Here is a 24,382-nt window from a genome sequence, read left to right as displayed (position 1 = left end):
TCTGTATCTTTGAAACGGCGGGTATAATTCTTTCCAAATGTAGAGAAATGAGGTACTGGATCTAACATGTCTAGTCCGAGAAACCAGCGGTATGCAACGTTTACCTCGATCTCTTTCATGGTCTGACGCATGCTTTTTATCCCATAGAGATACTGAATGAATGGTATCTTTATCAGCATGACGGGATCCATACTGGGACGGCCGTTATCCGGACAGTATTTTTCTTCAACCAGATCATAAATAAAGTTCCAATTGATTGCTTTATCAATCAATCGCAGCATATGGTTTTGAGGTACCATGTCATCCATGGAAAACATCATCATTTGTTCTCTTTTTTTATCTGTATTTTTCGTCATCATAAAAAACACCGCCCTTCTGATATTTATTATATCAGAAAAGCGGTTCCAACAATAGCAAAACCCTGCAAAAGCAGGGCTTTGTCTACAGTCTGAATTAATGAATTTTAAACCTGATTTTTTGCGTTTCTTTGAAAATAAATGATAATATTAAACTTTAAAATAGGAATGATTACTGTTTTATATTGACTAAAATATTATTATACTATATAATAATTATGGTCAATTAATCATAATTAATAAGAATAAATGGCTATTTAGAGAATACCATTTAAAATACATGGAGAAGATAAAGGGAGAAAAATATGGATGGGAAAGCAATGTATAAGCTGAGTTATGGATTGTTTGTACTGACTGCAAGGGAAGATGAAAAAGACAATGGATGTATTATTAATACAGCCATACAGGCAGCGTCGGAACCAAACCAGTTAAGTATCTGTGTAAATAAGGCAAATTATACGCATGATATGATTCAAAGAACCGGAAAATTTACTGTATCAGTCTTAAGTCAGAAGGCACAATTTGAATTGTTCAAACATTTTGGCTTCCAATCAGGAAGAGATACCAATAAGTTTGAAGCATTTGAGCAGTGTGCCAGGGGCACGAATGGTATTTATTATATTACAGAAGGTACAAATGCATACATTTCTGTGACAGTTACTAAAACAGAGGACTTGGGTTCACATACGATGTTTATCGGTGAGATAACCGATATGGAAGTTTTAAGCAATGTTCCTTCAGTAACATATGATTATTATCAGAATAATATTAAGCCTAAGCCACAGGAGGTTGGAAAAACAGAGGACGGTCAGACAATATGGCGTTGCAGAATTTGCGGATATGAATATGTAGGCGAGGAATTACCGGATGACTTTATATGTCCTTTGTGCAAGCACCCGGCATCAGATTTTGAAAAAGTAGTAAAGAAAACGGAGGTAAAAGAGATGGCAGAAAACAAATATGCAGGAACACAGACAGAGAAGAATTTACAGGAGGCATTTGCAGGGGAATCACAGGCGAGAAATAAGTATACCTATTTTGCTTCTGTAGCGAAAAAGGAAGGTTACGAGCAGATGTCAGCATTGTTTTTAAAGACTGCAGATAATGAGAAAGAACATGCAAAGATGTGGTTCAAGGAATTAGCAGGAATTGGTGATACAAAGGAAAACCTGGCGGCAGCGGCTGAAGGCGAAAATTATGAGTGGACAGATATGTATGATGGCTTTGCTAAAACAGCTGAGGAAGAAGGATTCCCTGAGCTTGCAGCAAAATTCAGGGCAGTAGGTGAGATTGAGAAGCACCATGAGGAAAGATATCGTGCACTTCTTAAGAATATTGAAACTGCACAGGTATTTGAAAAGAGCGAAGTTAAGGTATGGGAATGCCGTAACTGTGGACATATTGTGGTAGGAACTAAGGCACCTGAAGTATGTCCGGTATGTAATCATCCACAGAGCTATTTTGAAGTACATGAAGAGAATTATTAAGGAGATGAGATTATTACGAAGAAGAAAGTGATTAATTCAAAAAAGCAGTAATGATAGGCTGTGGCTTTGTTGGTTCTGAATCGGTATTTGCTCTGATGCAGAGTGGCTTGTTTACAGAGATTGTTCTTATCGATGCAGATAAGAACAAGGCAGAAGGAGAAGCGATGGATATCAGTCATGGTATTCCATTTGCAAGTCCGATGAAAATATATGCCGGAGATTATGATGATGTGGCTGATGCTGCAATTGTTGTAATATCTGCCGGAGCGGGACAGAAACCGGGAGAGACAAGGCTTGATCTCGTAAATAAAAATGTAGCAATATTTAAGTCAATCATTCCTGAAATAGCAAAGAGAAATTTTGCAGGTATCATGCTTGTAGTTGCGAATCCGGTAGATATCCTGACTCAGGTAGCCATAAAGTTATCAGGACTTCTAGAAAACAGGGTTATTGGATCGGGTACTGTGTTAGATAGTGCCAGATTAAGATATAAGCTTGGTGAGCATTTATCTGTGGACAGCAGGAGTGTTCATGCATTTATAGTAGGTGAGCATGGAGACAGCGAAGTTGTAGCATGGTCATCAGCCAATGTATCTGGTGTTCCATTAAGTGAAATGTGTGAAATGCGAGGACATTACAAGCACAAGGAAAACACGACAGAAATAGCTACAGCAGTCAAGAACAGTGCTTATGAGATTATAAACAAAAAGCACGCTACATATTATGGAATTGCAATGTCTGTAAAAAGAATCTGCGAAGTGATTATGAGAGATGAAAAATCAATACTTCCTGTATCACACATGATTCATGGAGTATATGATATTGACGGAGTATCGTTAAGTATGCCAGCTATTGTAGGTGCAGATGGTATTGAGTCTGATATACCTATTAATTTACGTGGCGAGGAAGCGTTAAAGCTTAAGGAATCTGCAGATTCATTGAAAAAGATTATGGAGACAATTGAATTATAAATTTTACACATGGAAGGAGAAAAAGGCATGGAAGTAAGGTATTATATTTGTAAGCATTGTGGAAACATTGTTGAAAAGGTAAAGGATAAGGGTGTACCTGTAATTTGTTGCGGAGAACCTATGCAGGAATTAAAAGCCGGAGTGACAGATGCTGCTGTCGAGAAGCATGTACCTGTATATACGATAGAAGGCAGTCATGTTCATGTCGTGGTCGGAGAGACAAAACATCCAATGCTTGAAGAGCATTTCATTGAGTGGATTACATTAAATACAAACCATGGAATATACAGAAAACAGTTAAATCCAGGGCAGGAGCCGGTAGCAGATTTTTGTCTTTGCGATGGTGAACAGGTAGAAGAAGTATATGCATATTGTAACCTGCATGGATTATGGAAATGCTAAAAGCATTTATACATATTAAGGTTACAGAACAACACAATGATGAGGTAGAAGATCAAGATGAACAGATTATGGGAATTTTAAAATATCTCACAGAGTGGTTAGTTAATCACATTCTGTATGTCGATGGTCAAATTCCAAAAGGCTGATATAGTAAGAAAGGCTGTTATTTTTTAGAGAGTAGCAGCTTTTTTTATTTTGAATATAAAATATGACACATACACTTGACAATATGCATACATGGATGAAATAGGACATTTCTTCCTAAAAACAGTATGTTTATGGTATACTAGCTAGTAGTAATACAGTTTCAACCGACATTACATATTATTATGAGAAATTAATGCAAAGGAGTTGCAGTCTGCTTTTCATACATTCCGGATGCGTGGAGCAGATTAATATAATCCATAGCTTTTTCTCTGCCTTCATCAGTAAGTGATGAGAAAGGATCGGCAGGATTTACTCCAAAATATGCTTCATACATGTTAGTAATACCAAGGATTCTACACACTTTGTAAAATATGGTAACGCTTGGTTCAGCAAGATTTCTCTCCCAGTTGGATATGGCTTTATAGGAAATGGTAATGCCTTCCTTTGCCAGTTCATCAGCGAGATCCTGCTGGAGCAAGCCTTTCTTTTTTCTATATGATGAAATGATTTCTCCGATTGAGTACATACTTACGCCTCTTTTCTTTCATTTTGTTGATTTCAAATGTCTCTTTTCACTCCATAGTATATAGCAATAGTGCCAATTATTCAAGTTAAAAATCCAATATAATGAGAAAAAAGGCACATGTGTCCGTTGACAGTCGATTATTCTTGGGGTTATACTATGCCCTGTAAGGAACATTACTCATATACTTGGACTAAAGGTTATGGTAGTGACAGATTAAATGCAGCAGGAGGTTATGCAGATGGGAGACAGGGTAATACTTCATTCAGATATCAATTGTTGCTATGCTTCGATTGAGCATTTGCATCATCCGGAGCTTGCAGGAAAGCCACTGGCAGTAGGCGGTGACCCGGAGGCAAGACATGGGATTGTCTTAACAGCCGACTATATTGCTAAGAAGTACGGTGTGAAAACAGGAATGGCACTCTGGCAGGCAAAGCAGGTCTGCCCTGACATAACATTTGTTTCACCAAGAATGGACTTATATCTTCGGTTCTCAAGAATGGCACATGAGATATATGCAGAATATACGGACAGGCAGGAGCCATATGGGATTGATGAGTGCTGGCTTGATGTGACAGGGAGCAGCTCCCTTAAAGGGGATGGATTGCTCATTGCACAGGAAATCAGCAGGAGAATGAAGTCAGAGCTTGGCATCACAGTGAGTGTTGGTGTTTCTTTCAATAAGATATTTGCAAAGCTTGGTTCAGATTATAAGAAGTCGGATGCAATAACTACTATGTATAAGAGTGAGTTTAAGCAGAAGGCATGGTCACTTCCAGTGGCAGATCTTCTATGCGTTGGCAAAAGTACGAACAGAAAGCTTGCATTATTTGGTATCAAAACCATAGGTGATCTTGCAAGAGCAGATGAAGATGTGCTTAACAGTCACCTTGGAAAGATGGGCAGTATCTTATGGTCGTTTGCTAATGGCTATGATGATTCACCTGTCAAACTGGAGAATACCCACGCTTCAATTAAATCGGTGGGAAACAGCACAACGACACCAAAGGATTTAGTATGCGATGAGGATGTAAAGATTGTTCTTTATATTCTGGCTGAGAGTGTTGCGGCAAGACTTCGTGAGAATGGATTCAGGTGCAGAGTTTTCAAAGGACGGACTGCTCATTCCCAAAGAGATAACATGGGAAGATGGATCAGTTACAGAACAGTAGTTACAACAAAAGTATTGTGCGACAGGTTCACATAGCAGCCTTACACAAAGAACAACAGCAAATTGCAGAAACAGTTGAAAAAACAGAAAAAGGAGATGACGGCTAATGGCACTGTATCATTTTTCAGTAAAGCAAGTTTCCAGAGGAAAAGGTCAGACAGTGGTTAATTCCGCAGCTTATATTTCGGGGCAAAAGCTTTATAACGATTACTATGGACAGACGCATGATTATACAAAAAAGTCGGGAGTGGTTTTCACAGAAATCCTGACACCGGAATATGTGCCGGAACGTTTGTCTGACCGGGAAACACTTTGGAATGAGGTAGAGCAGATAGAGAAAAGTAAACGGGCACAGTTAGCTTATTCTTTTGATATTGCTTTACAAAATGAACTGACATTGGATGAAAATATAGAATTGGCGAGAGATTTTTGCTGGGAGCAGTTCGTAGCTCGTGGCATGATTGTAGATCTGGCAGTTCATGAGGGGAAATCTAAGAATGAGGTGAACCAGATAATCCACATTTTCATGTACTTGCTCCAATCCGTCCTATTGCAGAAGATGGGAGCTGGGGTAACAAGCAGAAACGGGAATATGTTTTGGATGAAGACGGAAATCGGATTAAAGATGCCAAAGGAAAGGATATATTCAATGCTGTTTCTACTACCGGATGGAATGATACGGAGCTTTTAAAGGAATAGAGAAGAGCGTGGACAGAGAAGGTGAACGAAAAATTCCGGGAATGTCACATGGCAGCAAGAATTGATCACCGCTCTTACAAAGAGCAGGGAATTGATCTGATTCCGACGATCCATGAAGGGTATGAAGTCCGGGCAATGGAGAAAAAGGGAATTAAAACATTGATTGGGGAACTGAACCGAGCTATCCAGCAGTTCAACCAGATGTTTATTTCTCTGAAAGAATCTATTCAGTGGATGAAGACAGCGTATGAGAAAATGAAAGTCGAACTGGATCGCAGGCAGAATCCGACACTTCTGGAAAGCTTGCAAGATTATTATGATAAGAAAACGCAGGGCAGACCACCGTTCCCAAATTTCTATGCGGAGATGAAACGGAGAGGGAAGAGTCTCTCCAACTTACAGGAGTTTGCAAAATCCATCAATTACCTCCAGACGCATAAGATAGAGACAATGGAGGATCTGCAGGAAAGGATTGATGAACTGAATGGTGTTGTATCAGTCAGCAAAAAAGAAATTTCCGAAAAGCGAGAGCAGTTAAAGAAATTGGAAAATCTGGAAAAGATGGCAGAAGTAATAAAGACAAACCAGCCATTGATAGACGAGTACAACCATTTCTTTTTCTCGAAAAAACGGGAGAAATACTATCAGCAGCACAAGAAAGAAATCAATTATTATCGCAAATGTGAACGGGAACTGAAACAGCATTTGGATAAAAATGGAAAGATGCCAACAGCCAGGTGGAAACGAGAGAAAGAAGAACTCCGATCTGTGATCGAAGAGCTGAAAGCAGATAATCAGCCTTATCAGGATGAACTTGCATTTGTAAAAAAGGTACAGAGTTGTGCAGACATTGCCAGACGTGACCGGGAAATAGCAGAAACAGATACCTCCGGGAGTTCAGAAGAAAAAAGGGAGGAGCAGGTGAAGTTCCCGATATTTCACGCAGTTCAGACAGAAGAAATTCTTGAAAAAAAAAGTAAAGTAGAGCAACAGTCGGTGAATGAGACGGAGCGGAAACCAGAAAAGAAGACTTCTATTCGGAAACAACTGGCTGAAAAGAAGAAAGAGTGTGAAGAACGTGATGCAAAACAACAGACAGTGAGGAAAAAACGGAACTATGATATGAGTTTATAGAAGTCTGTCAGCAGGACAGGCAGGAAAGGATGATGAAAATGCAGTATACAGAAGAACAGATTGCAAGAGCAAACCAGACCGATCTTGTGTCTTTTCTGAACGCACAAGGGGAACAGTTGGTGAAAAGTAGTAGGGAATACCGTTGGAAAAAGCATGACAGTGTAACGATATCCGGAAATCGATGGTATCGGCACAGTCAGGGTATGGGCGGTTATCCTGTGGATTTTGTGATGGAGTTTTATAATGCTACATTTCCGGAAACAATGAAGATGTTGATCGGGGAAGAAGGCGAAGGCAAGCAGAAGTCCTGCCCCGCCCCGTCCCAAGACTTCCGATTACCAGAGAAAAATGAGGATGATGAGCTGATCGTAAAGTATCTGACAGAAAGCAGAGCACTTGAGAAAAATTTGGTAATGGAATGGATTGCCAGAGGAGATATATACGAAGAAAAGAAGCGTCATAATGTTGTATTTGTCGGCAGAGATGCAGATAGTATTCCGAGATATGCACACTGCCGGGGAACTGGTGAAATAAAATATCGAGGAGATGTAGTAGGTTCTGATAAATCTTATGGATTCGGTTACAGAGGAACGGATAATCAGTTGTTTGTATTTGAAGCAGCTATTGGTTTGCTTTCATTTATCCAGTTATTTCCAAAAGATTGGAAGAAACGTAGCTATCTGAGTCTGGGTGGAGTCTCCAGTTCGGCACTGATGACTTTTCTTTCTGAACCCCTCAAATTACTTCTGTTTTCCTGTGCCTGGATAATGACCAGGCAGGGAATGAGGCTTGTGAGAAACTGGCAGAAGAAATTCTGGAAGGGTACAGTGTAATTCGTCTGAAACCATCACGAAAAGACTGGAACGAAATTCTCTGTGATAAAAACGCCGACAGAAAGAAAGCAATTGCAGAAACAATCACAATCAAAGTACCGGAATCAGAAGAGATGGTGCCGATGTTGTGTTATGAAGATATTGAGCAGACCAGTGTGGATTGGTTGTGGTTCCCCTATATTCCATTTGGAAAACTGACAATCATTCAGGGCAATCCGGGAGAAGGAAAAACTTATTTTGCAATGATGCTTACGGCAGCCTGTACCAACCAAAAAATGTTTCCGAATATGGAAGATATCGAACCATTCAATGTAATCTATCAGACTGCGGAGGATGGCATGGGCGATACCATTAAGCCAAGATTGGTGGAAGCAGGTGCTGATCTAAGCAGGGTTATGGTGATTGATGATTCGGAAGAAGCGTTGACTTCATCCGATGATCGAATTGAAAAGGCGGTCAGGCAGAACCATGTGAGGCTTGTAATTATTGATCTGGTACAGGCGTTTATTGGAGCAGATGTGGATATGAACCGTGCGAATGAAGTGCGTCCGGTGTTCCGAAAACTGGGAATGATTGCAGAGAAGACCGGGGGTGCCATTGTACTGATTGGACATCTGAATAAATCTTCCGGGACGCAGAGCACGTATCGAGGACTTGGTTCTATTGATATTATGGCAGCAGTGCGAAGCTTGATTTTCATCTGGAAAGTAAGAAAAGATCCAACCACAAGGGTATTGATTCATGAAAAAAGCTCTCTTGCACCACCGGGGGAGACGATGGCATTTAAACTGGGAGATGAAGAAGGCTTCCGATGGGTGGGAGCCTATGAGATTTCCGCAGATGAATTGTTAGATGGAAAAGAAGGAAAAGCAACAGAAACAAAGCTGGAGAGAGGGGCAAAGTTAATCAGGGAACTGCTTGCTGATAAAAAAGAAATTTCAATCAGGGAATTAGATAAAAAAGCAAAGGAACAGGGGATTTCCGGGCGAACAATGCGTGATGTGAGAAGCAGAATGAAGAATGAGTTGGAGTACCAAGTAAATGAAAAGCAGGAGAATAGTATTCGATTAAAAGAATGATGGGTGGCAGAGTCATCGAAGCAAATGCAGATTTTTATAGATACCCTATCTGCCACCTGCCGTCTGCCGGTGTATGAAATTACGAAAATAGATTGCGAAACGCTTGCAACTTGCAATCAAACAAGATATAATGAAGAAAAAAGAGGAGGCGATATCTATGGCAAGAACAGCAAATGTATTTGCACGTGTCGAACCTGAAGTAAAAGAACAGGCAGAGCAGGTGCTTGATCGACTTGGAATTCCAATGTCCAATGCAGTAGGAATGTTTCTGAGACAGATTGTACTCCAGAGAGGAATTCCTTTTGAGATGAAACTTCCAGCTTATGAGGAGCCTGTTGCATATGGCTCTCTGACAAAGGAACAGTTCAATGCAGAAATAGAAAAAGGCATGGAAGATATTAAGGCTGGCAGAGTGTATTCAGCAGATGAAGTTGAAGCAGAAATGAAACGGGAATTTGGTATATGAAATATAAAGTGATGTATACAGCAGGAGCAAAGAAAGATCTGTGAAATATTTTCAGATATATTTCAGAGGAACTGTTAGCTCCGGAGAATGCTGCAGGACAGACAGAGCGGATTATGACGGCAATTCGGAAGCTGGATACTATGCCGAACAGAAATCGGCTCTATGAGGAAGAACCGTGGCACAGAAGAGGACTTCGATTCTTTCCGGTGGGTAATTATCTGGTATTTTACAAAACAGATGAAGAAACTGAAATAGTATATGTAGTGCGAATTATGTATGGTGGACGTGATGTTCATAAACAGTTAAGTCAAACAGAATACGTTTCAGTAAATTAAAACAGAATATGGAACTAAAACATGAGCAGTTAGTCTATGAAAAATAGGTTAGCTGCTTTTTTCATGCAAAAAAGGAGGTGCCGTGTATGGGATATGCACGTAGAGATGTAGAGAAAACAAAGAAAATAGCGAAGAAATTTGTCCGTTATCAGGAAGGGGCAGAGCTTTACAGCATTGGGCTGACGAAATTCCAGGAGCTGGCGAAAGAAGCCAAAGCAGTGTATAAGATTGACAAAGTTGCTCTTGTAAACTGTGAGATATTTGAAAAGTATCTGGAGACATTCCGGATTGCGTAGTGGAGAGAAGAAAACTGTGGAAGGACGAAAAACAGGGATTGACTTTTTGTCATACGAAAACTATAATGAAGATGTGGAGGAATAAGAACAGATATGGCGAAGACAGGAAGACCAAAGTCGGACAATGTAAAAAAGAAAGTATTGAGTATCCGAGTGGAAGATTCTATGTATAAGCGTATTTGTGATTATGCCGGAAAACACAAAATGACTGTGACAGAAGTTGTCCTGCAGGGACTGGAAAAAATATTGAACAGACCTGAATAACATGAAGTCCTTCCTTTATTTGAAGGAGGATTTTATATGGCACAGACAAGAAAAGATCTGCGGGGCAGAGTCCTGCGGAAAGGTGAATCACAGAGACGTTCTGATGATAGGTATGTATATACTTATACAGATCCCCTTGGAAGACGTAAGTATGTTTATGCACAAGACCTTGTAACGCTTCGGGAAAAAGAAGCACAGCTTATGAAAGATCAGATGGACGGTCTGGATATCTACGTTGCAGGAAAGGCGACTGTAAATTTTGTATTTGACCGTTATATGAGTCTCAAAAGCAATCTGAAACCGACAACCAAGAGTAATTATCTTTATATGTATGACCGATTTATCCGGGACACATTTGGAAAGCGGAATATAGCAGAAATTAAGTATTCTGATGTGGTGCAGTTCTACAATCACCTGATTGAGAAACAGGAATTGCAGATTAACACACTGGAAACAGTTCATACGTTATTACATCCCACTTTTCAACTGGCTGTGAAGGATGCTTTTGAAATGATCTGGGAAGAGCAGAAAGAAAATGGCTGGACAGATGCAGAGATTGACGGGATGACAGGCTTTGTTTTCTGTAACCGTTATGGAAATGTAATGAATGCTCAGTCAGTCAATCGGGCAATCAAGAGAATATCTTCTGCCTATAATGCGACGGAAGAAGTAGAAGCAAAGAAAGAGCATCGGGAGCCGGTGCTGTTGCCGAACTTTTCAGCGCACAGTTTGAGACACACATTCTGTACAAGGCTTTGTGAAAGAGAAACCAACCTGAAGGTTATCCAGTCGATCATGGGGCATAAGGATATCCAGACCACTATGGATATCTATGCAGAGGCGACAGAGGAGAAAAAACAGGAAACATTTGAACATTTGGCTGCAACAATGGATGTATTTTAAGAAGGGCTTATGAACCCTTTCATCTGACAACAGAAATAACCAAATGACATCAAATTGACAACAGATATGATTTGACAATGATTCATCATGAATGGTGATGAAGAGAAGACAATTTAATAGGAATAGCTCAGCGAAGAATCACGAAGGGTAATGAAGAAAAATCAAAAAAATTTCCGACAATGAAGTCACAGGGGGCAGCAAAGAACGAAGCAAACAATGCTGCACAGGAAACAAAGCCAGTTGAGAAGATTGATTTTTCCAAAGTAAAAGTTGAGCCACTATTCGAAGAAATGGTTGATTTCGATACTTTCAGCAAGTCAGATTTCAGAGCTGTAAAGGTAAAAGCATGTGAAGCAGTTAAGAAATCCAAGAAGCTGTTACAGTTCACTCTGGACGATGGAACAGGCATAGATCGTACCATTTTAAGCGGTATTCACGCTTATTATGAGCCAGAAGAACTGGTTGGAAAAACACTGATCGCTATCACTAACCTGCCGCCAAGAGCTATGATGGGAATTGATTCTTGTGGAATGTTACTTAGTGCAATCCATGAGGAAGAGGGCGAAGAAAAACTTCATCTTCTGATGGTTGATGACCATATCCCGGCAGGTGCAAAGCTGTACTAAGAGGGAAGAAATATTGGTAAAAACAGAGGTCAAAACGGACAAAACCGAGACATCTGTACCAATTATGTACCAATTGGAACGAGATTTAGAAAAAGTTATAAAGAATTATGTAGAAGAAGAGACAACTTTGATCGGCTGTCTCTTTTTGGGGTTATTGTAATGAGGAAAATCTATGTACTTGTGCAGGGCGGTTAATGACTGTTAATCAGTGAGAGTCTGTAAAGAGTACCCTGTCTCTGTGGATAGAAAGGGCTGAATGTGGATAAAGAAAGAAGGGGAAAGAAGAAAGCGTAACCATGCTGATAAATAATTACAAATAATCAACATTATGGTAAGAGCATAGCCAGTTCCTGTACGGACAACGACTATACTTGCAGAATGCTGCCAGTGAAAGGGCAGAGTGTACAAGATAGCATTGTAGAAGAACAGATATTGGATGAAAGCGAAACTGTGGATCCAATACAGACATATGCAGAGGAAAATATCGAAGAAACACAGAGTGATTTCCTGTATATCGTGTTAGACGATGGAACAGCGGAAATTACAGGATATCAGGGAGATGAAAAAGGCGACCTGATCATTCCTACTTGTGAACATTCAAGAAACAATGGCAGGCTTGTTGTTGTCGCTAAGAAGATATCTGAGTAATGCAGGTAAAATTAACATTTAAAATACTTTTCTGACAAGTTTGTATGGTGGAAAGTGTACTTTCTCAGACGTATAATATTAGTAGACGAGGAGGTGAAGTAAGTGTTGGCAGATAACCTGATATTTCTTCGTAATATCAAAGGACTGACGCAAGAACAGGTCGCAGAAGTGATAGGAATTTCCAGACAGTCCTATTCTAAATGGGAACAGGGAGAAACTTATCCTGATATTGATAAGTGTGACAAGCTGGCAAAATACTATGGTGTTACGATAGATTCACTTGTTCATCAGGACAATAAAGTCGATGATATAAAGATTGCTCCTGCCCCGATAGGTAAGCATTTATGGGGGACAGTCACTATCGGCAGCAAAGGTCAGATTGTAATACCGAAAGCGGCAAGGGAAACATTTGAACTAAATGAAGGCGACAGATTAGTTGTTCTCGGAGATGATGCAGAAGGCATTGCTCTTGTTAAGGCAGATGTCTTTGAACAGCGAGTGCAAGAAGCATTAAAATTGAGTAGGCAAATGACAAATGAATGAAATGGAGGTGCATACAATGAAATGCCCTGAATGTGGTAAAGAGATGCGTGATGGATACTTGTTTTGCAGCAAAGATGGTGCTTTTAGCTTTGCAAATAAAGTACCGGGAGTATTCGAAAATGCGAAAAATGCAGAGGGCTTTGTGAAAATCACAGAGCTTAAACCAAGTCATAGAACAAGGGTAGCTGCTTCAATTTGTGAAGAGTGCAAAACAGTTATATTTAAGTATTAAGCAGTTACAATTCAATAAAGAAATTATGAGACAGTCTTACGAAATCAAACGTAAGGCTGTTATTTTTTTCGAGCCTGCAAATAAAAAGTCAAGGCTAAATTGAAAGAACATTGAAAATTTTATACAGGTTGAAATTGGGTATCAAAATAAGACCACCACACCAGTGCTGGTCTGAAAATATTAGTGGATAATTAAGATTCTGGAAGAGATGAAAGATATTTTTTCACTCGTCCGTAGTAGATTCTTAGAAACTTGTTGGCACCTGCAGTCATATAGACATAGTAAGGCTTACAGTGGACGGCTTGCCGTCAGGCTATCGCTGGCTGAATATTGCAGCCAACTATCTGGGATTTGGTCTGGCACCGGCAGTGTCGATCTGTCTTGTGTATGTCCTGGACAGAAAAACAGTTTTTCGACGTAAAATCAGGACAGCGATGTGCTGTGAAATAGGATATTTGATATTTCTTTTTTGTTCTATCCCATACGGAATGGTATTCTCCGTGAACGCAGATAATATTTATTCACGAGGTCCACATTTTTACATATATGTCATCATGTATTTCGGGGCGATTTTGTACCTTTCGGTATCTACGATTGTCACGGCCAGGGAGTATCAGAACCGCAGCAGACTGCTGATCTATCCGCTGATTCTTTTTGTGATGGCGGAGACAATCATCCAGGTTGCCCTTCCTGAACTTCGCGTTACATGGTTATGTGTAACGTTACTGTCTGTATTATATTTTATTTATTGTAATGAGATGTGGAATCAACTGGATGCGCTCACCGGGCTCTTAAACCAGAACAGCTATCTGAAGCGAACTAGTGGGAGACGATGTAATGGAGGAGTACTTGTGGTGTTTGATGTGGATGATTTCAAGCAGATTAATGACCACTATGGTCATGTGCAAGGGGATGTCTGTCTGGCTGAGATTGCAGAATGCATCAAAAAGGTCTACGCAAACGATGGCTATTGTTATCGCATAGGTGGAGATGAGTTTTGTGTATTGCTGAAAAACAGTGCGAAGGAAGGCAAGTGCAGACAGGAATTTTTATGGTGTATGGAGGAGAAACGAAGGAAGATCACATTTTTACCTACCGTTTCTTATGGATCAGCCTCGTTTTCAGGTGAGGACATTGTTGAGGTGAAAGAAAGAGCCGATCGGGATATGTATCAATATAAGAACGCGAGAAAAAAACGCAGTAATATGGAGTAAGACAATATACAGTGGGGTGGACTTGCCTGTCTCAGGAGGGGCAAAATAAAAAACGATTAAAACGAATATGGAAAGTCTGTATCTGTTTATTACGGATGATCATACTGATAAATGTGCTGGTACCGCTTTTTACAGAAAGCAGTGTTGATTGATGAGCGTCTTTCTGTGGTGGGTTCCTATAATCTGGATATACGAAGCACGTATCTGGATACAGAGCTGATGCTGGTAATCGACAGTAAAAAACTAAATCAGCAGATTCGGTCAACAGAAGCAGATTATATGGAAAAAAGCAGGGAAATACTTGCAAATGGTCAGGAAACAGATGGCGCAAAATATCAGGAAAAAGTTTATGATGATAAACACATTGACATGGCAGGCTCATGTGAATTATCATCATCATAGATAGAATGTAACAGTTCAGAACTCACTACAAAATGAATGTGCTGATATGAAATCGAAAGTGAATGAAAAATGAAGACAACTACAAAGTACTGGAAAGACAGATTCGCACGATTTGGAAAAGAAATTGTATATCTGGAATTTGAATATCCATGGCAAGAGGAAATGAACCGACTATTTGTGTATCAAAGTTAAACTGTGATGAAATGTCTGACGATGTATTTGACAGAGGTGGCGATGACAGAAAGAAAAAAATGCTGGCAGGAGAACTGTATGATTACGGAGATGCAGAATTGCTGTCACAGTGGCATAAGGCAAAAGATCTGATTAGAGATTATAATCAGGTCTCACATGCGTTCGACTTGAATTTGAGTATGACCGGGGAGGTAGTTTATGTTAGAAAACTGGACGAAACCACAAATACCTGAAACAGATGAACTTGAGGAACGTCTGAGCACGGCAAGAGCAAAGCTGTCTGCACTGCAGATGCAGATAAAAGAACACGGATTGCCGGTACTGGTACTGTTTGAAGGCTGGGGAACCGCCGGAAAAGGCAGTGTACTTGGTAAAGTAATAAAAAACATTGATCCACGTTTCTTTAAGGTTGCGACCATGGATGCGCCGACAGAGGAAGAAAGACGTAAGCCGTTCTTTTACCGTTATTTTATTAAAATTCCGGAGAAAGGAAAGTTTGAGTTTCTTGATTCCGGCTGGATGGACGAGATCGTAAATGACTGTCTGCACGAGCGCATGGGAGAAAAAGAATATAAGAAAAAAATAGAGAGTGTAAAGCGCTTTGAACGCCAGCTCACAGATAATGGGTATCTTGTTCTGAAATTTTTCTTTCAGATAAGTCAGAAGGAGCAGAAAAAGCGAATTGAGCATCTTAGGGCTGATAAGAATACCGAATGGCGTGTCAGCCGCAATGATGACTGGCAGAATAAACATTATGATAAATGCCTTCATGTATTTGACAGATATCTGAATGACACCAATGCTGCGGCAGATCCATGGTATATCATAGATGCGAAAAACAGAAAGTGGGCAGAGCTTCAGGTTCTGGAAACGCTGGTCAGTGGCATAGAGACAGCGTTAAAAAACAGTGATCTTGCGGTACCTCTTTTACAGAATGTTTTTCCGTTGGAAAAAATACCAAAGTTAAGTGAAATTTCCCTGGATAAGGAGATTTCTGAAGAAGAATACAAAAAGGAGCTTAAAAAACTACAGACAAAGCTCAGTGAGCTGCATAACAGGCTGTACAGAGAAAAGATTCCGGTGATCATTGCCTATGAGGGCTGGGATGCAGCTGGTAAAGGCGGAAATATAAAAAGAATTACGGAGGCACTTGATCCGAGAGGGTTTGAAGTGCATCCGATAGCAAGTCCGGAGCCACATGAGAAGGCCAGACATTATCTGTGGAGATTTTGCAACCGCCTTCCAAAGACAGGTCATATTGCTATTTTCGACCGTACCTGGTACGGCAGGGTAATGGTTGAGAGACTAGAAGGATTCTGTAATGAAAACGAGTGGCAGCGAGCCTACAATGAAATGAATGAGTTTGAAAAAGAATTAGCAGACTGGGGAGCCGTTATTATCAAATTCTGGGTTCAGATCGACAAGGATACGCAGCTTGCGCGCTTTGAGGATCGGCAGAATACACCTGAGAAACAGTGGAAGATTACGGATGAGGACTGGCGCAACAGAGAAAAATGGGATTTGTATGAGAGCGCAGTTAATGAAATGCTGAAAAAGACGAATACAACCTATGCGCCATGGCATGTACTTGAGTCAAATGACAAGAAGTATGCACGAATAAAGGCATTGAAGATTGTAATTGAAGCGATTGAGAAAGCATTGAAATAAAGGAATGTCAAAAACATTTATAGATTAATTTATGGGGGAATAATCATGAGAAAAATCAGATGGGGCGTTATGGGAACAGCCAATATTGGTGCGGGATGTACCATTCCGGGAATGCAGCAGGCAGACAATTGTGAGTTGTATGCAATTGCCGGAAGAAATATGGAAAAAGCAGAGCAGTTTAAAGAAAAGTATCATTTTCAAAAAGCTTACGGAAGCTATGAGGAACTGCTTGCGGATCCGGAAGTGGAAGCAGTGTACATTCCACTTCCAAATACTTTGCATTATGAGTGGACGATCAGGGCACTGAAAAGTGGAAAACATGTGCTTTGTGAAAAGCCATTGGCACCGACAGAAGAACAGGCGAAAGAACTGTTTGCCACAGCAGAAGAAAAACATGTGTATTTGATGGAAGCGTTTGCGTATCTGCACAGCCCATACATTGCTGCAATCAGAGAAGAAATACAGAAGGGAACAATTGGAGAAATCCGTTATATGGAATCTGAATTTATTACCTCCGATTATGACAAGAGCAATATCAGGATGCGAAGAGAAACACTGGGGGGATGTACCTATGATCTTGGGGTATATGATATCAGTCTGTCTTTAGCATTGTTGGAGGAAGAACCGGTTAAGATACAGGCAAGTGCTATTTTTTCAGAAGATAACATCGATAAGCTTACCTCGGTTGTCATGGAGTATGAGGATGGTAAAAAGGCAGTATTTACCTGTGGAATGGTATTGGCTACCGATCAGGATAAGCGAATTGACCATTTGGAAGTTCATGGAACAAAAGGAAGTATAAAGGGAATAGAATTTGCGTTTAACCGAGATGGAGAATTAAGCTATATCGTGACAGACGCTGATGGAAGAGAAGAGATCAAAAAAGTATCGGTACCACAAAATTATCGTCTGGAAGTGGAACAGATGGGAAGATGTGTGGCAGGTGAGAAAAGTCCGCTGGTCACGAAGAAATTCTCTCTGGCAAATGCACGTATAACCGATCAGATTCTTGAGAAAATAGGATATTAAGAAGAATACGGTTTGACAGAGAAAAGGTGTGAATGGAAACCAACAAACAGCAGCAGATTATGAGACAAGGGGGATTTCGTTGGCGGGAAAAGAATTTGTCAGAGAATTACGGACACACAGAAACACATTAAAAGATAAGATAAGAGAGAAGGCGCAGGAATCCGTAAAGGCAGTACTTCCGGTGATGGTGATAGTACTGATATTGAGTTTTCTGATAGCGCCTCTTTCCCCTGACATTATGGTGGAATTTATGACAGGCGCTGTGCTGGTTATTATCGGCATGGCGTTTTTTTCTCTTGGAGCAGAAGTATCCATGACTCCAATGGGAGAACGGGTAGGCGGTAATCTGGTAAAAACCAAAAAGCTGTGGTTTATTATCGGAACCGGATTCGTGCTGGGGATGATGATTACCATATCTGAGCCGGATCTTCAGGTACTTGCACGGCAGGTACCCTCTGTACCGAATATGGTATTGATCTTATCAGTGGCGTTGGGGGTAGGCTTATTTCTGGCAATTGCGCTGATCCGTATCCTGGTGGGCTTTGCGCTTGCACCACTGCTGATTTTGTTTTATTTGCTTATTTTTCTGCTTGCAATGCTGGCACCGGCAGATTTTCTTGCAGTCGCCTTTGATTCGGGAGGTGTAACGACAGGACCGATGACGGTACCGTTTATCATGGCTCTGGGTGTGGGTATTTCTGCAATTCGAAATGACCGTCATGCAGAAGATGACAGCTTTGGTCTGGTAGCGTTGTGTTCGATTGGACCGATTCTTGCGGTTCTGATCTTAAGTCTGGTGTATCAGACGGAAGGAAGCTTTTCACCGGAAATCGGCAGGAATATTGCTACTTCAGTGGAAGTGGGACAACTCTTTTTTGAGGCAACTCCGGATTATATGAAAGAGATTGCGGTATCCCTTCTTCCGATTACGGTTTTCTTTGGACTTTTCCAGATGTTTTCTCTGAAGCTGGAGAAAAAAACGCTGAGCAAAATACTGATTGGGCTGGTATATACCTATATTGGCCTGGTATTGTTTCTGACAGGTGCAAATGTGGGATTTATCCCTGCCGGAAATGCACTGGGGACAGTGCTGGCAGCACTTCCGTATTCATGGATTCTGATACCGCTCGGTATGCTGATCGGATATTTCATTGTAAAAGCAGAACCGGCTGTATATGTGCTGATGAAGCAGGTAGAAGAACTGACCGATGGCGCTATATCAGGAAAAGCCATGCAGATCAGTTTATCTATTGGTGTTGCGGTATCAGTAGGACTTTCCATGATTCGTGTACTGACAGGAATATCTGTTTTGTGGTTTTTGATACCAGGGTATGTCATTGCGCTGGGACTGACATTTCTGGTGCCAAAGATCTTTACCGCGATTGCTTTTGACTCAGGCGGTGTGGCATCCGGACCTATGACTGCGACATTTTTGCTTCCACTGGCACAGGGAGCCTGTATCGCCATGGGGGGAGATGTAGTGCGTGATGCTTTTGGTGTAGTAGCGATGGTAGCTATGACACCGTTGATTACGATACAGATTCTGGGTGTATTGTACGTGAGAAGAGAAACACAGTCAGCCGACAGAAGTACCGGTGTGGAATACCAGGTGGATATTTCCGAACTGTTTGCAGAGTATGAGGATGATGAAATCATTGAATTCTGAGAAAGGAAAGCACAGATATGAACAGAGTATTGATGCTGGTTACGATCAGCAGTCGGAAAAAAATATCAGAATTTGTAAAATTTTATAAAACACATCAGGTAGAAACCGGGACGATTTCTCTTGGAAGAGGAACTGCATCCAGTGAGGTGTTGGATTGTCTGGGGATGGAAGATGAAGAAAAAGGTATTTTTTTCTCAATAATAACAGAACCAATCTGGCAGAAGATGCAAAAGGGATTGCAGAAAGAAATGAAGATTGATATTCCGGGAACGGGTATTGCCTTTACGGTTCCGCTCTCCAGTATTGGTGGAAAGCGGACACTGGCATTTTTTCTGGATGGACAGGAATTTGAAAAAGAGGAGGAAACGGAATTGAAGGATGCAAAGCATGAACTGATTATAGCGATTGCCAATTACGGATATACCACAAAAGTCATGGAAGCTGCCAGAACCGGAGGCGCAACAGGCGGAACGGTGCTTCATGGAAAAGGGGTAGGAATGAAGCGGGCAGAACAGTTTCTGGGTGTGTCACTTGTCTCGGAAAAAGAAGTGATCTTTATCGTCTCGAAGAAAGAAGAAAAAAATGCTATCATGAATGCTATTATGGAAAAGACTGGAATTGGAACAAAGGCAGGAGCCATTGTATTTTCACTTCCGGTCACGGAAACCGCAGGACTGAGGCTGTTAGAAGAACTGTAGTTCCCATTGTTTCTGCCGAATAAACAGAGCGAATCAGGAGATTTAGAAGCAGATGGAAGGGTTGCTTTACATTGACGAAAAACCGAAAAAATGGTACTCTAAAGAATGAAAAAGTGAAGTCAGGAAGTGCGCATAAAGGAGAGTCTATATGAGCAGATCAATCAGTCATCAGTTATTTGATAATATGGAGAAAAGACTGAATCAGGTAGAAGCAATTCTGCGCCAGCTTTCGATGATTGATAAGGAAAAAGATAAGGAGATACTACATGATGCCATTCAGGCGACGCTGAAGATCATTGGAGAGTATACAGAAGCAGAGAGAGTCTTTGTATTTGACCGAATCGGAGAGACAAAGACAGAATATACCAACTCTTATGAATGGTGCGCAGAAGGGGTAGAGCCGCAGATGGAATATTTGCAGCATGTGCCGAGTATCATGATGCCTTACTGGAATAAGACTTTTGAAAAAGGCGACAGTATTGTGATTCCAGATCTGGAAGAGATTGCAGACCAGATGCCGTCAGAATACAATATGCTGAAAATACAGGATGTTTATTCAGAAATTGCAGTGCCGATTTTTTATAAGGACAGGCTGACCGGATTCATTGGGCTGGATAATCCATCTATGAAAGATCAGAAACTCCTGCTGCAGCTTCTGAATCTGGTGGGGAATCATCTGGGCAGCAACAGGGAAAACATTCGGATGATGAGTCTTCTGAAAAAGAAGCAGAGAATACTGGAGAACAGCCTTCAGATAGAGGAGCGGGAAAGAAATATTCTGAATGTACTTTGCTATGAATACACATCAGTGTATATGGTGGATCTGCGGGCAGACTGGGCTGAGATTATCAAGCTGAGGGAAAAATCGAATGTTACCGAGCTGGTAGGCAGAGAAGAGAAAAAGATCATTTGTTATTCCAGACTGTTGAAGGATTATTATGATCGTTTTGTAATCAAAGAGGAGTATCCGCATTTTTTAGAAATGCTGAGTGCAGAAAATCTGATGGAAGAACTGAAGAGGAAAGAGCGGATCTCTTATCGTTATCATACTTTCCCGAATGCATATGGAAAAGAGTTCTTTGAAGTACAGATTACCAGAGTGCAGACAGAGAAAGAAGAGCGGATGATCATCATGGGCTTTCGGCATATTGATGATATTATTCTGGAAGAACGAATACAGCAACAGGCGCTGAAGAAGGCACTGGATGAGGCAAGACTGAATAATGAGATCATTTCTGCCATCAGCAAGATCTATTTTGCCATTTACCGAATTGATCTGAAAAAGGACTTTTATGAAGAAGTGTCCAGTGACAGTGAAGTGCATTCACTGTCCGGAACATGTGGAAAAGCGTCTGACCGCATGACGGAATTGTGCCGCAAGTTTGTAGCACCCGAGTACAGTGACCGTGTGATGGAATTCTTTGATCTGTCTACTTTGCAAGAGCGAATGAAGAAAGAAGAGACCATTGCCATAGAATATCTGGCGCAGGATGACAACTGGCATCTGGCCAGATTTATCGTGAAAAAGCGAGATGAATATGGAGAAGTAGAGAATGTGCTCTATGTAACAAGTCTGATCAGTGACCAGAAACGCCGGGAGCAATACTGGATTATGACTGCGGATGCAGCAAATAAAGCAAATGAGGCTAAGTCAGAGTTTCTGTCGCGTATGTCTCACGATATCCGTACACCATTGAATGTGATTACCGGTCTGGTTGGTGTGGCGAAAGCCCATCCGGGGGAGAAAGAGAAGATAGAGGAGTGCCTGGATAAGATCAGTGTGACAGGAAAGAATCTTCAGAACCTGGTAAATGATGTACTGGATCTCAAGCAGATCGAGAGTGGTAAACTTGAGATCCATCCAAAAGAGATGCAGCTTGCAGATTTGTTTGAAAGTGTCCAGAAAATGCTGGATCCAGGTATATTAAAGCGAAAACTGGAATTTCAGTGTGTACAGCATGATATTTTCCATCCGTGTCTGCTGGCAGATCAGCTGCGTCTGGAGCAGATCTATATGAATCTGTTATCCAATGCCATAAAATATACACCGGATGGTGGAATGGTGTCCTTTGAATTATATGAAAAGCCGGCGGAAGAACCTGGAAAGGTACAGCTGATATCTGTGATCAGTGATACAGGAATTGGTATGACGGAAGAATTCATGAAGGAAATGTATTCGGAATTCTCCAGAGCAGTAGATACCAGAGTGAATAAAGTAAGAGGAAGTGGTCTGGGTCTGGCGATTGTTAAGAAGATTACCGATCTGATGGATGGCACCGTAGAAGTGGAAAGCAAACCAGAGCATGGAACCAGATTTTGTGTGACCTTCAGCTTCCCGTGGATAGAGAAAGCACCAGAATATCCGGAAGAGGAAAATATGGATGACAGTCTGAAGCAGTTATCGATACTGGTGGCTGAAGATAATGATCTGAGTTATGAAGTAGAAGAAGAACTGTTGACCATAAGGGGAATGGAGTGCAGTCGGGCAGATAATGGTCAGGCGTGTGTGGAGAAATTCCGTCTGTCTGCGCCTGGTACCTACGATGCGATACTGATGGATATGCAGATGCCGGTGATGGATGGCCCGACAGCAGCCAGAACGATTCGCAAGCTGGATCATCCGCAGGCTCGAGAGATCCCAATAATAGCGGTGACAGCCAATGCTTACCATGAAGATATTCAGAAATGTCTCAAGGCAGGTATGAATGAACATCTGGCCAAGCCGGTGGACTATCAGAAGCTGACAGATCTATTGAAAAAATTATGTCGGTAAGAGAAAAGAGGAGAGAGAATGAAGCACTTAAATTATGGAAAAATTGTATTGATTGGAGCAGGTCATGTGGGATCTGCCATACTGGATTCCATTCTTCGCATGAATCTGGCTGATGAGATTGTGGTGATCAACCGGAATGAGAAGAAGGCACAGGGGGTAGTACTGGATGCCAGCCATACCACTGCCTTTGCCTACAGTTCGAATACGAATATCCGGGTTGGAGGCTTTGAAGAGTGTGAAGATGCACAAATTATTATCAATACAGCCGGACCGAGTATTCAACCTGGTAATTCCAGAGACCGTATGGTACTTCTGCAGACCAATGTGGAAGTGATGCGGGAGACTATGAAGAAGATCGTGTCTTATACCAGAGATGCGATTCTGATCAATGTATCCAATCCGATGGATATTCTGACTTACATAGCACAGCATGAATTCCGTTATCCCATGAATAAGATATTCGGAACAGGAACTTTGCTGGATACGGCCAGATTTAACAAGATGCTGGCGGATATCTGCAAGGTGGATGCCAAGAATGTAACCGGTTTTGTTATGGGAGAACATGGGGGAACCTGCTTTATTCCATGGAATTGTGTGAATATTGTGGGAATTCCGTTTTCTGAATTTCAGTCACAGTTTGAACTGGAGGAGCCGATTGATAAAGAAAAGCTGCTTCATGAGGTGAAGGTTAGTGGACTGGATATTGTAGAATTAAAGGGATATACCAGTTCTGGGATTGCCTTAAGCGTCTGCCGCCTGGTAGGTGCAATTATGAGAAACGAGAAGGCAGTTGTGCCGGTATCCACAGTACTGGATGGGGAGTATGGACTGGCTGAGGTGGCCATGAGCATGCCGTGTGTCATTTCCAGAAACGGAATTGACCGTGTGTTGCAGCTCCCTCTGGATGAAGAAGGAAAGAAAGGACTGGAACACTGTTACGAATACCTGCATGGGATTATTGGACAGATTCAGTAATTGTAAAAGACAGATTTATGTTAGGAAAAACACATGCAGTAGTGGGAGTTACCACAGGACTTTTGGTACTGCAGCCGAGGAACATGACAGAATTAGTAGTAGGAACAGCAGGAGCACTGATTGGATCTGTGATCAGTGATATTGATGTGGGAACTTCAGGATCCCACCGGGATGCCAATAAAATGATCGCATTGATGGTATCGACGGTGGCCGCAGTGGGAGTGGCAGATTATATCTGGCAGATCGGGATTTACAGCCGTATGATACAGCATGTAAATCTGGTACGGATCTGGCTGTCAGTACAGGCATTTCTTACTATCTGCGCAATGGGAATGAAGAGCAGACATCGGACTTTTATGCATTCCTTTCTGGCTATGGCACTTCTGACTGGGTGTCTGTGGATGTTTCTTCCAGCAGCGGCTGGCTACTTCACAGTGGGATTTTCCACACATTTGCTGTTGGATTTTTTTAATAAAAAAGGAGAACGGATCTTCTTTCCGGCAAAGAAGTACTTTGGAATAAGGATACTTTCTTCCTCCGGTCTGGTCAATGATGTGCTGTTTGGAGTAGGATTCCTGGCGATGATCAGAGTGATCTGGATGTTGGCGAAAAGAATTTGTCTGTAAAAATGAAAAAAATATAAACAC

Annotated in this window: 23 protein-coding genes and 7 pseudogenes; 28 read left to right on the top strand and 2 right to left on the bottom strand. The window is 41.3% G+C overall.

Features of this window, described 5'->3' with window-relative positions; translation table 11 throughout:
• The coding region (locus tag OCV47_RS06290; protein ID WP_262654363.1) for a transposase at positions 1 to 359 on the bottom strand (359 nt) is incomplete at its 3' end.
• 302 nt (positions 360 to 661) lie between these two features.
• On the opposite strand from OCV47_RS06290, the pseudogene OCV47_RS16020 reads away from it, so the two are divergent.
• The 5 genes and pseudogenes from OCV47_RS16020 to OCV47_RS16010 form a co-directional block, all read left to right on the top strand.
• Positions 662 to 1,282: pseudogene (locus OCV47_RS16020) on the top strand (flavin reductase family protein); the annotation flags it as partial.
• Positions 1,283 to 1,300: 18 nt separating this feature from the next.
• Positions 1,301 to 1,843 (top strand): rubrerythrin, encoded by a 543-nt coding sequence (rbr, locus tag OCV47_RS16015; RefSeq protein WP_226969065.1) that lies wholly within the window; start codon positions 1,301 to 1,303, stop codon positions 1,841 to 1,843.
• 50 nt (positions 1,844 to 1,893) lie between these two features.
• On the top strand, positions 1,894 to 2,814 hold the full coding sequence (locus tag OCV47_RS06275; RefSeq protein WP_262654361.1) for an L-lactate dehydrogenase: 921 nt from the start codon (positions 1,894 to 1,896) through the stop codon (positions 2,812 to 2,814).
• Positions 2,815 to 2,841: 27 nt separating this feature from the next.
• Positions 2,842 to 3,216, top strand: coding sequence for a desulfoferrodoxin family protein (locus tag OCV47_RS06270; RefSeq protein ID WP_262654359.1), 375 nt, complete (start codon positions 2,842 to 2,844; stop codon positions 3,214 to 3,216).
• A gap of 26 nt (positions 3,217 to 3,242) precedes the next feature.
• Positions 3,243 to 3,362, top strand: a pseudogene (locus OCV47_RS16010) (bacteriohemerythrin); the annotation flags it as partial.
• A 191-nt stretch (positions 3,363 to 3,553) separates the two neighbouring features.
• Here the strand turns inward: OCV47_RS16010 and OCV47_RS06265 are convergent.
• Entirely contained in the window at positions 3,554 to 3,889 is a 336-nt protein-coding gene (locus OCV47_RS06265; protein WP_262654357.1) for a helix-turn-helix domain-containing protein, read from the bottom strand.
• Positions 3,890 to 4,127: 238 nt separating this feature from the next.
• On the opposite strand from OCV47_RS06265, the pseudogene OCV47_RS06260 reads away from it, so the two are divergent.
• The 23 genes and pseudogenes from OCV47_RS06260 to OCV47_RS06150 all read left to right on the top strand — a co-directional run.
• Positions 4,128 to 5,030, top strand: a pseudogene (locus OCV47_RS06260) (DNA polymerase Y family protein); the annotation flags it as partial.
• 136 nt (positions 5,031 to 5,166) lie between these two features.
• A complete protein-coding gene (locus OCV47_RS16165) occupies positions 5,167 to 5,751 on the top strand; it encodes a MobA/MobL family protein (RefSeq protein ID WP_416888006.1) in 585 nt (194 codons plus the stop codon).
• A pseudogene (locus OCV47_RS06250) lies at positions 5,658 to 6,893 on the top strand (MobA/MobL family protein). Before OCV47_RS16165 ends, OCV47_RS06250 begins: the two are co-directional and overlap by 94 nt.
• 38 nt (positions 6,894 to 6,931) lie before the next feature.
• Positions 6,932 to 8,805, top strand: a pseudogene (locus tag OCV47_RS16005) (AAA family ATPase).
• A gap of 157 nt (positions 8,806 to 8,962) precedes the next feature.
• The gene (locus OCV47_RS06240) at positions 8,963 to 9,271 is read left to right on the top strand and encodes a type II toxin-antitoxin system RelB/DinJ family antitoxin (protein ID WP_026649468.1); all 309 of its coding nucleotides are present in this window, start codon (positions 8,963 to 8,965) and stop codon (positions 9,269 to 9,271) included.
• 47 nt (positions 9,272 to 9,318) lie between these two features.
• Positions 9,319 to 9,606, top strand: a complete 288-nt coding sequence (locus OCV47_RS06235) for a type II toxin-antitoxin system RelE/ParE family toxin (protein WP_262654374.1) — start codon at positions 9,319 to 9,321, stop codon at positions 9,604 to 9,606.
• A gap of 86 nt (positions 9,607 to 9,692) precedes the next feature.
• Entirely contained in the window at positions 9,693 to 9,902 is a 210-nt protein-coding gene (locus OCV47_RS06230; protein ID WP_118640798.1) for a DUF6462 family protein, read from the top strand.
• A 93-nt stretch (positions 9,903 to 9,995) separates the two neighbouring features.
• Positions 9,996 to 10,166: a hypothetical protein gene (locus OCV47_RS06225; RefSeq protein WP_173725598.1), complete on the top strand. Its 171-nt coding sequence runs from the start codon at positions 9,996 to 9,998 to the stop codon at positions 10,164 to 10,166.
• A gap of 36 nt (positions 10,167 to 10,202) precedes the next feature.
• A complete protein-coding gene (locus OCV47_RS06220; RefSeq protein WP_262654354.1) occupies positions 10,203 to 11,069 on the top strand; it encodes a tyrosine-type recombinase/integrase in 867 nt (288 codons plus the stop codon).
• 170 nt (positions 11,070 to 11,239) lie between these two features.
• Positions 11,240 to 11,695, top strand: a pseudogene (locus OCV47_RS06215) (lysine--tRNA ligase); the annotation flags it as partial.
• 387 nt (positions 11,696 to 12,082) lie between these two features.
• Complete coding sequence (locus tag OCV47_RS06210; protein ID WP_262654351.1) at positions 12,083 to 12,343, top strand: hypothetical protein; 261 nt, start codon at positions 12,083 to 12,085, stop codon at positions 12,341 to 12,343.
• Positions 12,344 to 12,445: 102 nt separating this feature from the next.
• A complete protein-coding gene (locus OCV47_RS06205; RefSeq protein WP_208913397.1) occupies positions 12,446 to 12,886 on the top strand; it encodes a helix-turn-helix domain-containing protein in 441 nt (146 codons plus the stop codon).
• A 16-nt stretch (positions 12,887 to 12,902) separates the two neighbouring features.
• Positions 12,903 to 13,118 carry a PF20097 family protein gene (locus OCV47_RS06200; RefSeq protein WP_240578167.1) on the top strand — a complete coding sequence of 72 codons (216 nt, stop codon included), beginning with the start codon at positions 12,903 to 12,905 and terminating at the stop codon, positions 13,116 to 13,118.
• A gap of 302 nt (positions 13,119 to 13,420) precedes the next feature.
• The gene (locus OCV47_RS06195) at positions 13,421 to 14,332 is read left to right on the top strand and encodes a GGDEF domain-containing protein (protein ID WP_262654349.1); all 912 of its coding nucleotides are present in this window, start codon (positions 13,421 to 13,423) and stop codon (positions 14,330 to 14,332) included.
• 111 nt (positions 14,333 to 14,443) lie between these two features.
• Entirely contained in the window at positions 14,444 to 14,734 is a 291-nt protein-coding gene (locus OCV47_RS06190; RefSeq protein WP_262654347.1) for a phospholipase D-like domain-containing protein, read from the top strand.
• A 203-nt stretch (positions 14,735 to 14,937) separates the two neighbouring features.
• Positions 14,938 to 15,075 (top strand): annotated as a pseudogene (locus OCV47_RS16000) (maltose acetyltransferase domain-containing protein); the annotation flags it as partial.
• A 49-nt stretch (positions 15,076 to 15,124) separates the two neighbouring features.
• Complete coding sequence (pap, locus tag OCV47_RS06180) at positions 15,125 to 16,594, top strand: polyphosphate:AMP phosphotransferase (protein ID WP_262654346.1); 1,470 nt, start codon at positions 15,125 to 15,127, stop codon at positions 16,592 to 16,594.
• Positions 16,595 to 16,639: 45 nt separating this feature from the next.
• On the top strand, positions 16,640 to 17,623 hold the full coding sequence (locus OCV47_RS06175) for a Gfo/Idh/MocA family protein (RefSeq protein ID WP_262654344.1): 984 nt from the start codon (positions 16,640 to 16,642) through the stop codon (positions 17,621 to 17,623).
• A gap of 184 nt (positions 17,624 to 17,807) precedes the next feature.
• A complete protein-coding gene (locus OCV47_RS06170; protein WP_334308165.1) occupies positions 17,808 to 19,289 on the top strand; it encodes a DUF1538 domain-containing protein in 1,482 nt (493 codons plus the stop codon).
• A 17-nt stretch (positions 19,290 to 19,306) separates the two neighbouring features.
• Positions 19,307 to 19,987: a P-II family nitrogen regulator gene (locus OCV47_RS06165; RefSeq protein ID WP_262654343.1), complete on the top strand. Its 681-nt coding sequence runs from the start codon at positions 19,307 to 19,309 to the stop codon at positions 19,985 to 19,987.
• A 148-nt stretch (positions 19,988 to 20,135) separates the two neighbouring features.
• Positions 20,136 to 22,760: an ATP-binding protein gene (locus OCV47_RS06160; RefSeq protein ID WP_262654342.1), complete on the top strand. Its 2,625-nt coding sequence runs from the start codon at positions 20,136 to 20,138 to the stop codon at positions 22,758 to 22,760.
• Between the two features lie 18 nt (positions 22,761 to 22,778).
• Positions 22,779 to 23,735: an L-lactate dehydrogenase gene (locus OCV47_RS06155; RefSeq protein WP_117447657.1), complete on the top strand. Its 957-nt coding sequence runs from the start codon at positions 22,779 to 22,781 to the stop codon at positions 23,733 to 23,735.
• Positions 23,736 to 23,752: 17 nt separating this feature from the next.
• Positions 23,753 to 24,361, top strand: a complete 609-nt coding sequence (locus OCV47_RS06150) for a metal-dependent hydrolase (RefSeq protein ID WP_256297063.1) — start codon at positions 23,753 to 23,755, stop codon at positions 24,359 to 24,361.
• Positions 24,362 to 24,382: the final 21 nt, after the last annotated feature.

The sequence above is a fragment of the Muricoprocola aceti genome (assembly GCF_025567005.1).
In the GTDB taxonomy this organism is placed as follows: Bacteria; Bacillota; Clostridia; order Lachnospirales; family Lachnospiraceae; genus Marvinbryantia; species Marvinbryantia aceti.
This window is presented reverse-complemented; position numbering and strand designations above follow the sequence as displayed.

What these genes read in the sequence shown, in the direction of transcription:
- OCV47_RS06190 (WP_262654347.1), top strand. Translation starts at nt 14,444, where the DNA reads ATGTGCTGGTACCGCTTTTTACAGAAAGCAGTGTTGATTGATGAGCGT.
- OCV47_RS06220 (WP_262654354.1), top strand. Translation starts at nt 10,203, where the DNA reads ATGGCACAGACAAGAAAAGATCTGCGGGGCAGAGTCCTGCGGAAAGGT.
- OCV47_RS06165 (WP_262654343.1), top strand. Translation starts at nt 19,307, where the DNA reads ATGAACAGAGTATTGATGCTGGTTACGATCAGCAGTCGGAAAAAAATA.
- OCV47_RS06270 (WP_262654359.1), top strand. Translation starts at nt 2,842, where the DNA reads ATGGAAGTAAGGTATTATATTTGTAAGCATTGTGGAAACATTGTTGAA.
- OCV47_RS06230 (WP_118640798.1), top strand. Translation starts at nt 9,693, where the DNA reads ATGGGATATGCACGTAGAGATGTAGAGAAAACAAAGAAAATAGCGAAG.
- OCV47_RS06200 (WP_240578167.1), top strand. Translation starts at nt 12,903, where the DNA reads ATGAAATGCCCTGAATGTGGTAAAGAGATGCGTGATGGATACTTGTTT.
- OCV47_RS06155 (WP_117447657.1), top strand. Translation starts at nt 22,779, where the DNA reads ATGAAGCACTTAAATTATGGAAAAATTGTATTGATTGGAGCAGGTCAT.
- OCV47_RS06265 (WP_262654357.1), bottom strand. Translation starts at nt 3,889, where the DNA reads ATGTACTCAATCGGAGAAATCATTTCATCATATAGAAAAAAGAAAGGC.
- OCV47_RS16165 (WP_416888006.1), top strand. Translation starts at nt 5,167, where the DNA reads ATGGCACTGTATCATTTTTCAGTAAAGCAAGTTTCCAGAGGAAAAGGT.
- OCV47_RS06150 (WP_256297063.1), top strand. Translation starts at nt 23,753, where the DNA reads ATGTTAGGAAAAACACATGCAGTAGTGGGAGTTACCACAGGACTTTTG.
- OCV47_RS06175 (WP_262654344.1), top strand. Translation starts at nt 16,640, where the DNA reads ATGAGAAAAATCAGATGGGGCGTTATGGGAACAGCCAATATTGGTGCG.
- OCV47_RS06170 (WP_334308165.1), top strand. Translation starts at nt 17,808, where the DNA reads ATGGTGATAGTACTGATATTGAGTTTTCTGATAGCGCCTCTTTCCCCT.
- OCV47_RS06275 (WP_262654361.1), top strand. Translation starts at nt 1,894, where the DNA reads ATGATAGGCTGTGGCTTTGTTGGTTCTGAATCGGTATTTGCTCTGATG.
- pap (WP_262654346.1), top strand. Translation starts at nt 15,125, where the DNA reads ATGTTAGAAAACTGGACGAAACCACAAATACCTGAAACAGATGAACTT.
- OCV47_RS06240 (WP_026649468.1), top strand. Translation starts at nt 8,963, where the DNA reads ATGGCAAGAACAGCAAATGTATTTGCACGTGTCGAACCTGAAGTAAAA.
- rbr (WP_226969065.1), top strand. Translation starts at nt 1,301, where the DNA reads ATGGCAGAAAACAAATATGCAGGAACACAGACAGAGAAGAATTTACAG.
- OCV47_RS06160 (WP_262654342.1), top strand. Translation starts at nt 20,136, where the DNA reads ATGAGCAGATCAATCAGTCATCAGTTATTTGATAATATGGAGAAAAGA.
- OCV47_RS06225 (WP_173725598.1), top strand. Translation starts at nt 9,996, where the DNA reads ATGGCGAAGACAGGAAGACCAAAGTCGGACAATGTAAAAAAGAAAGTA.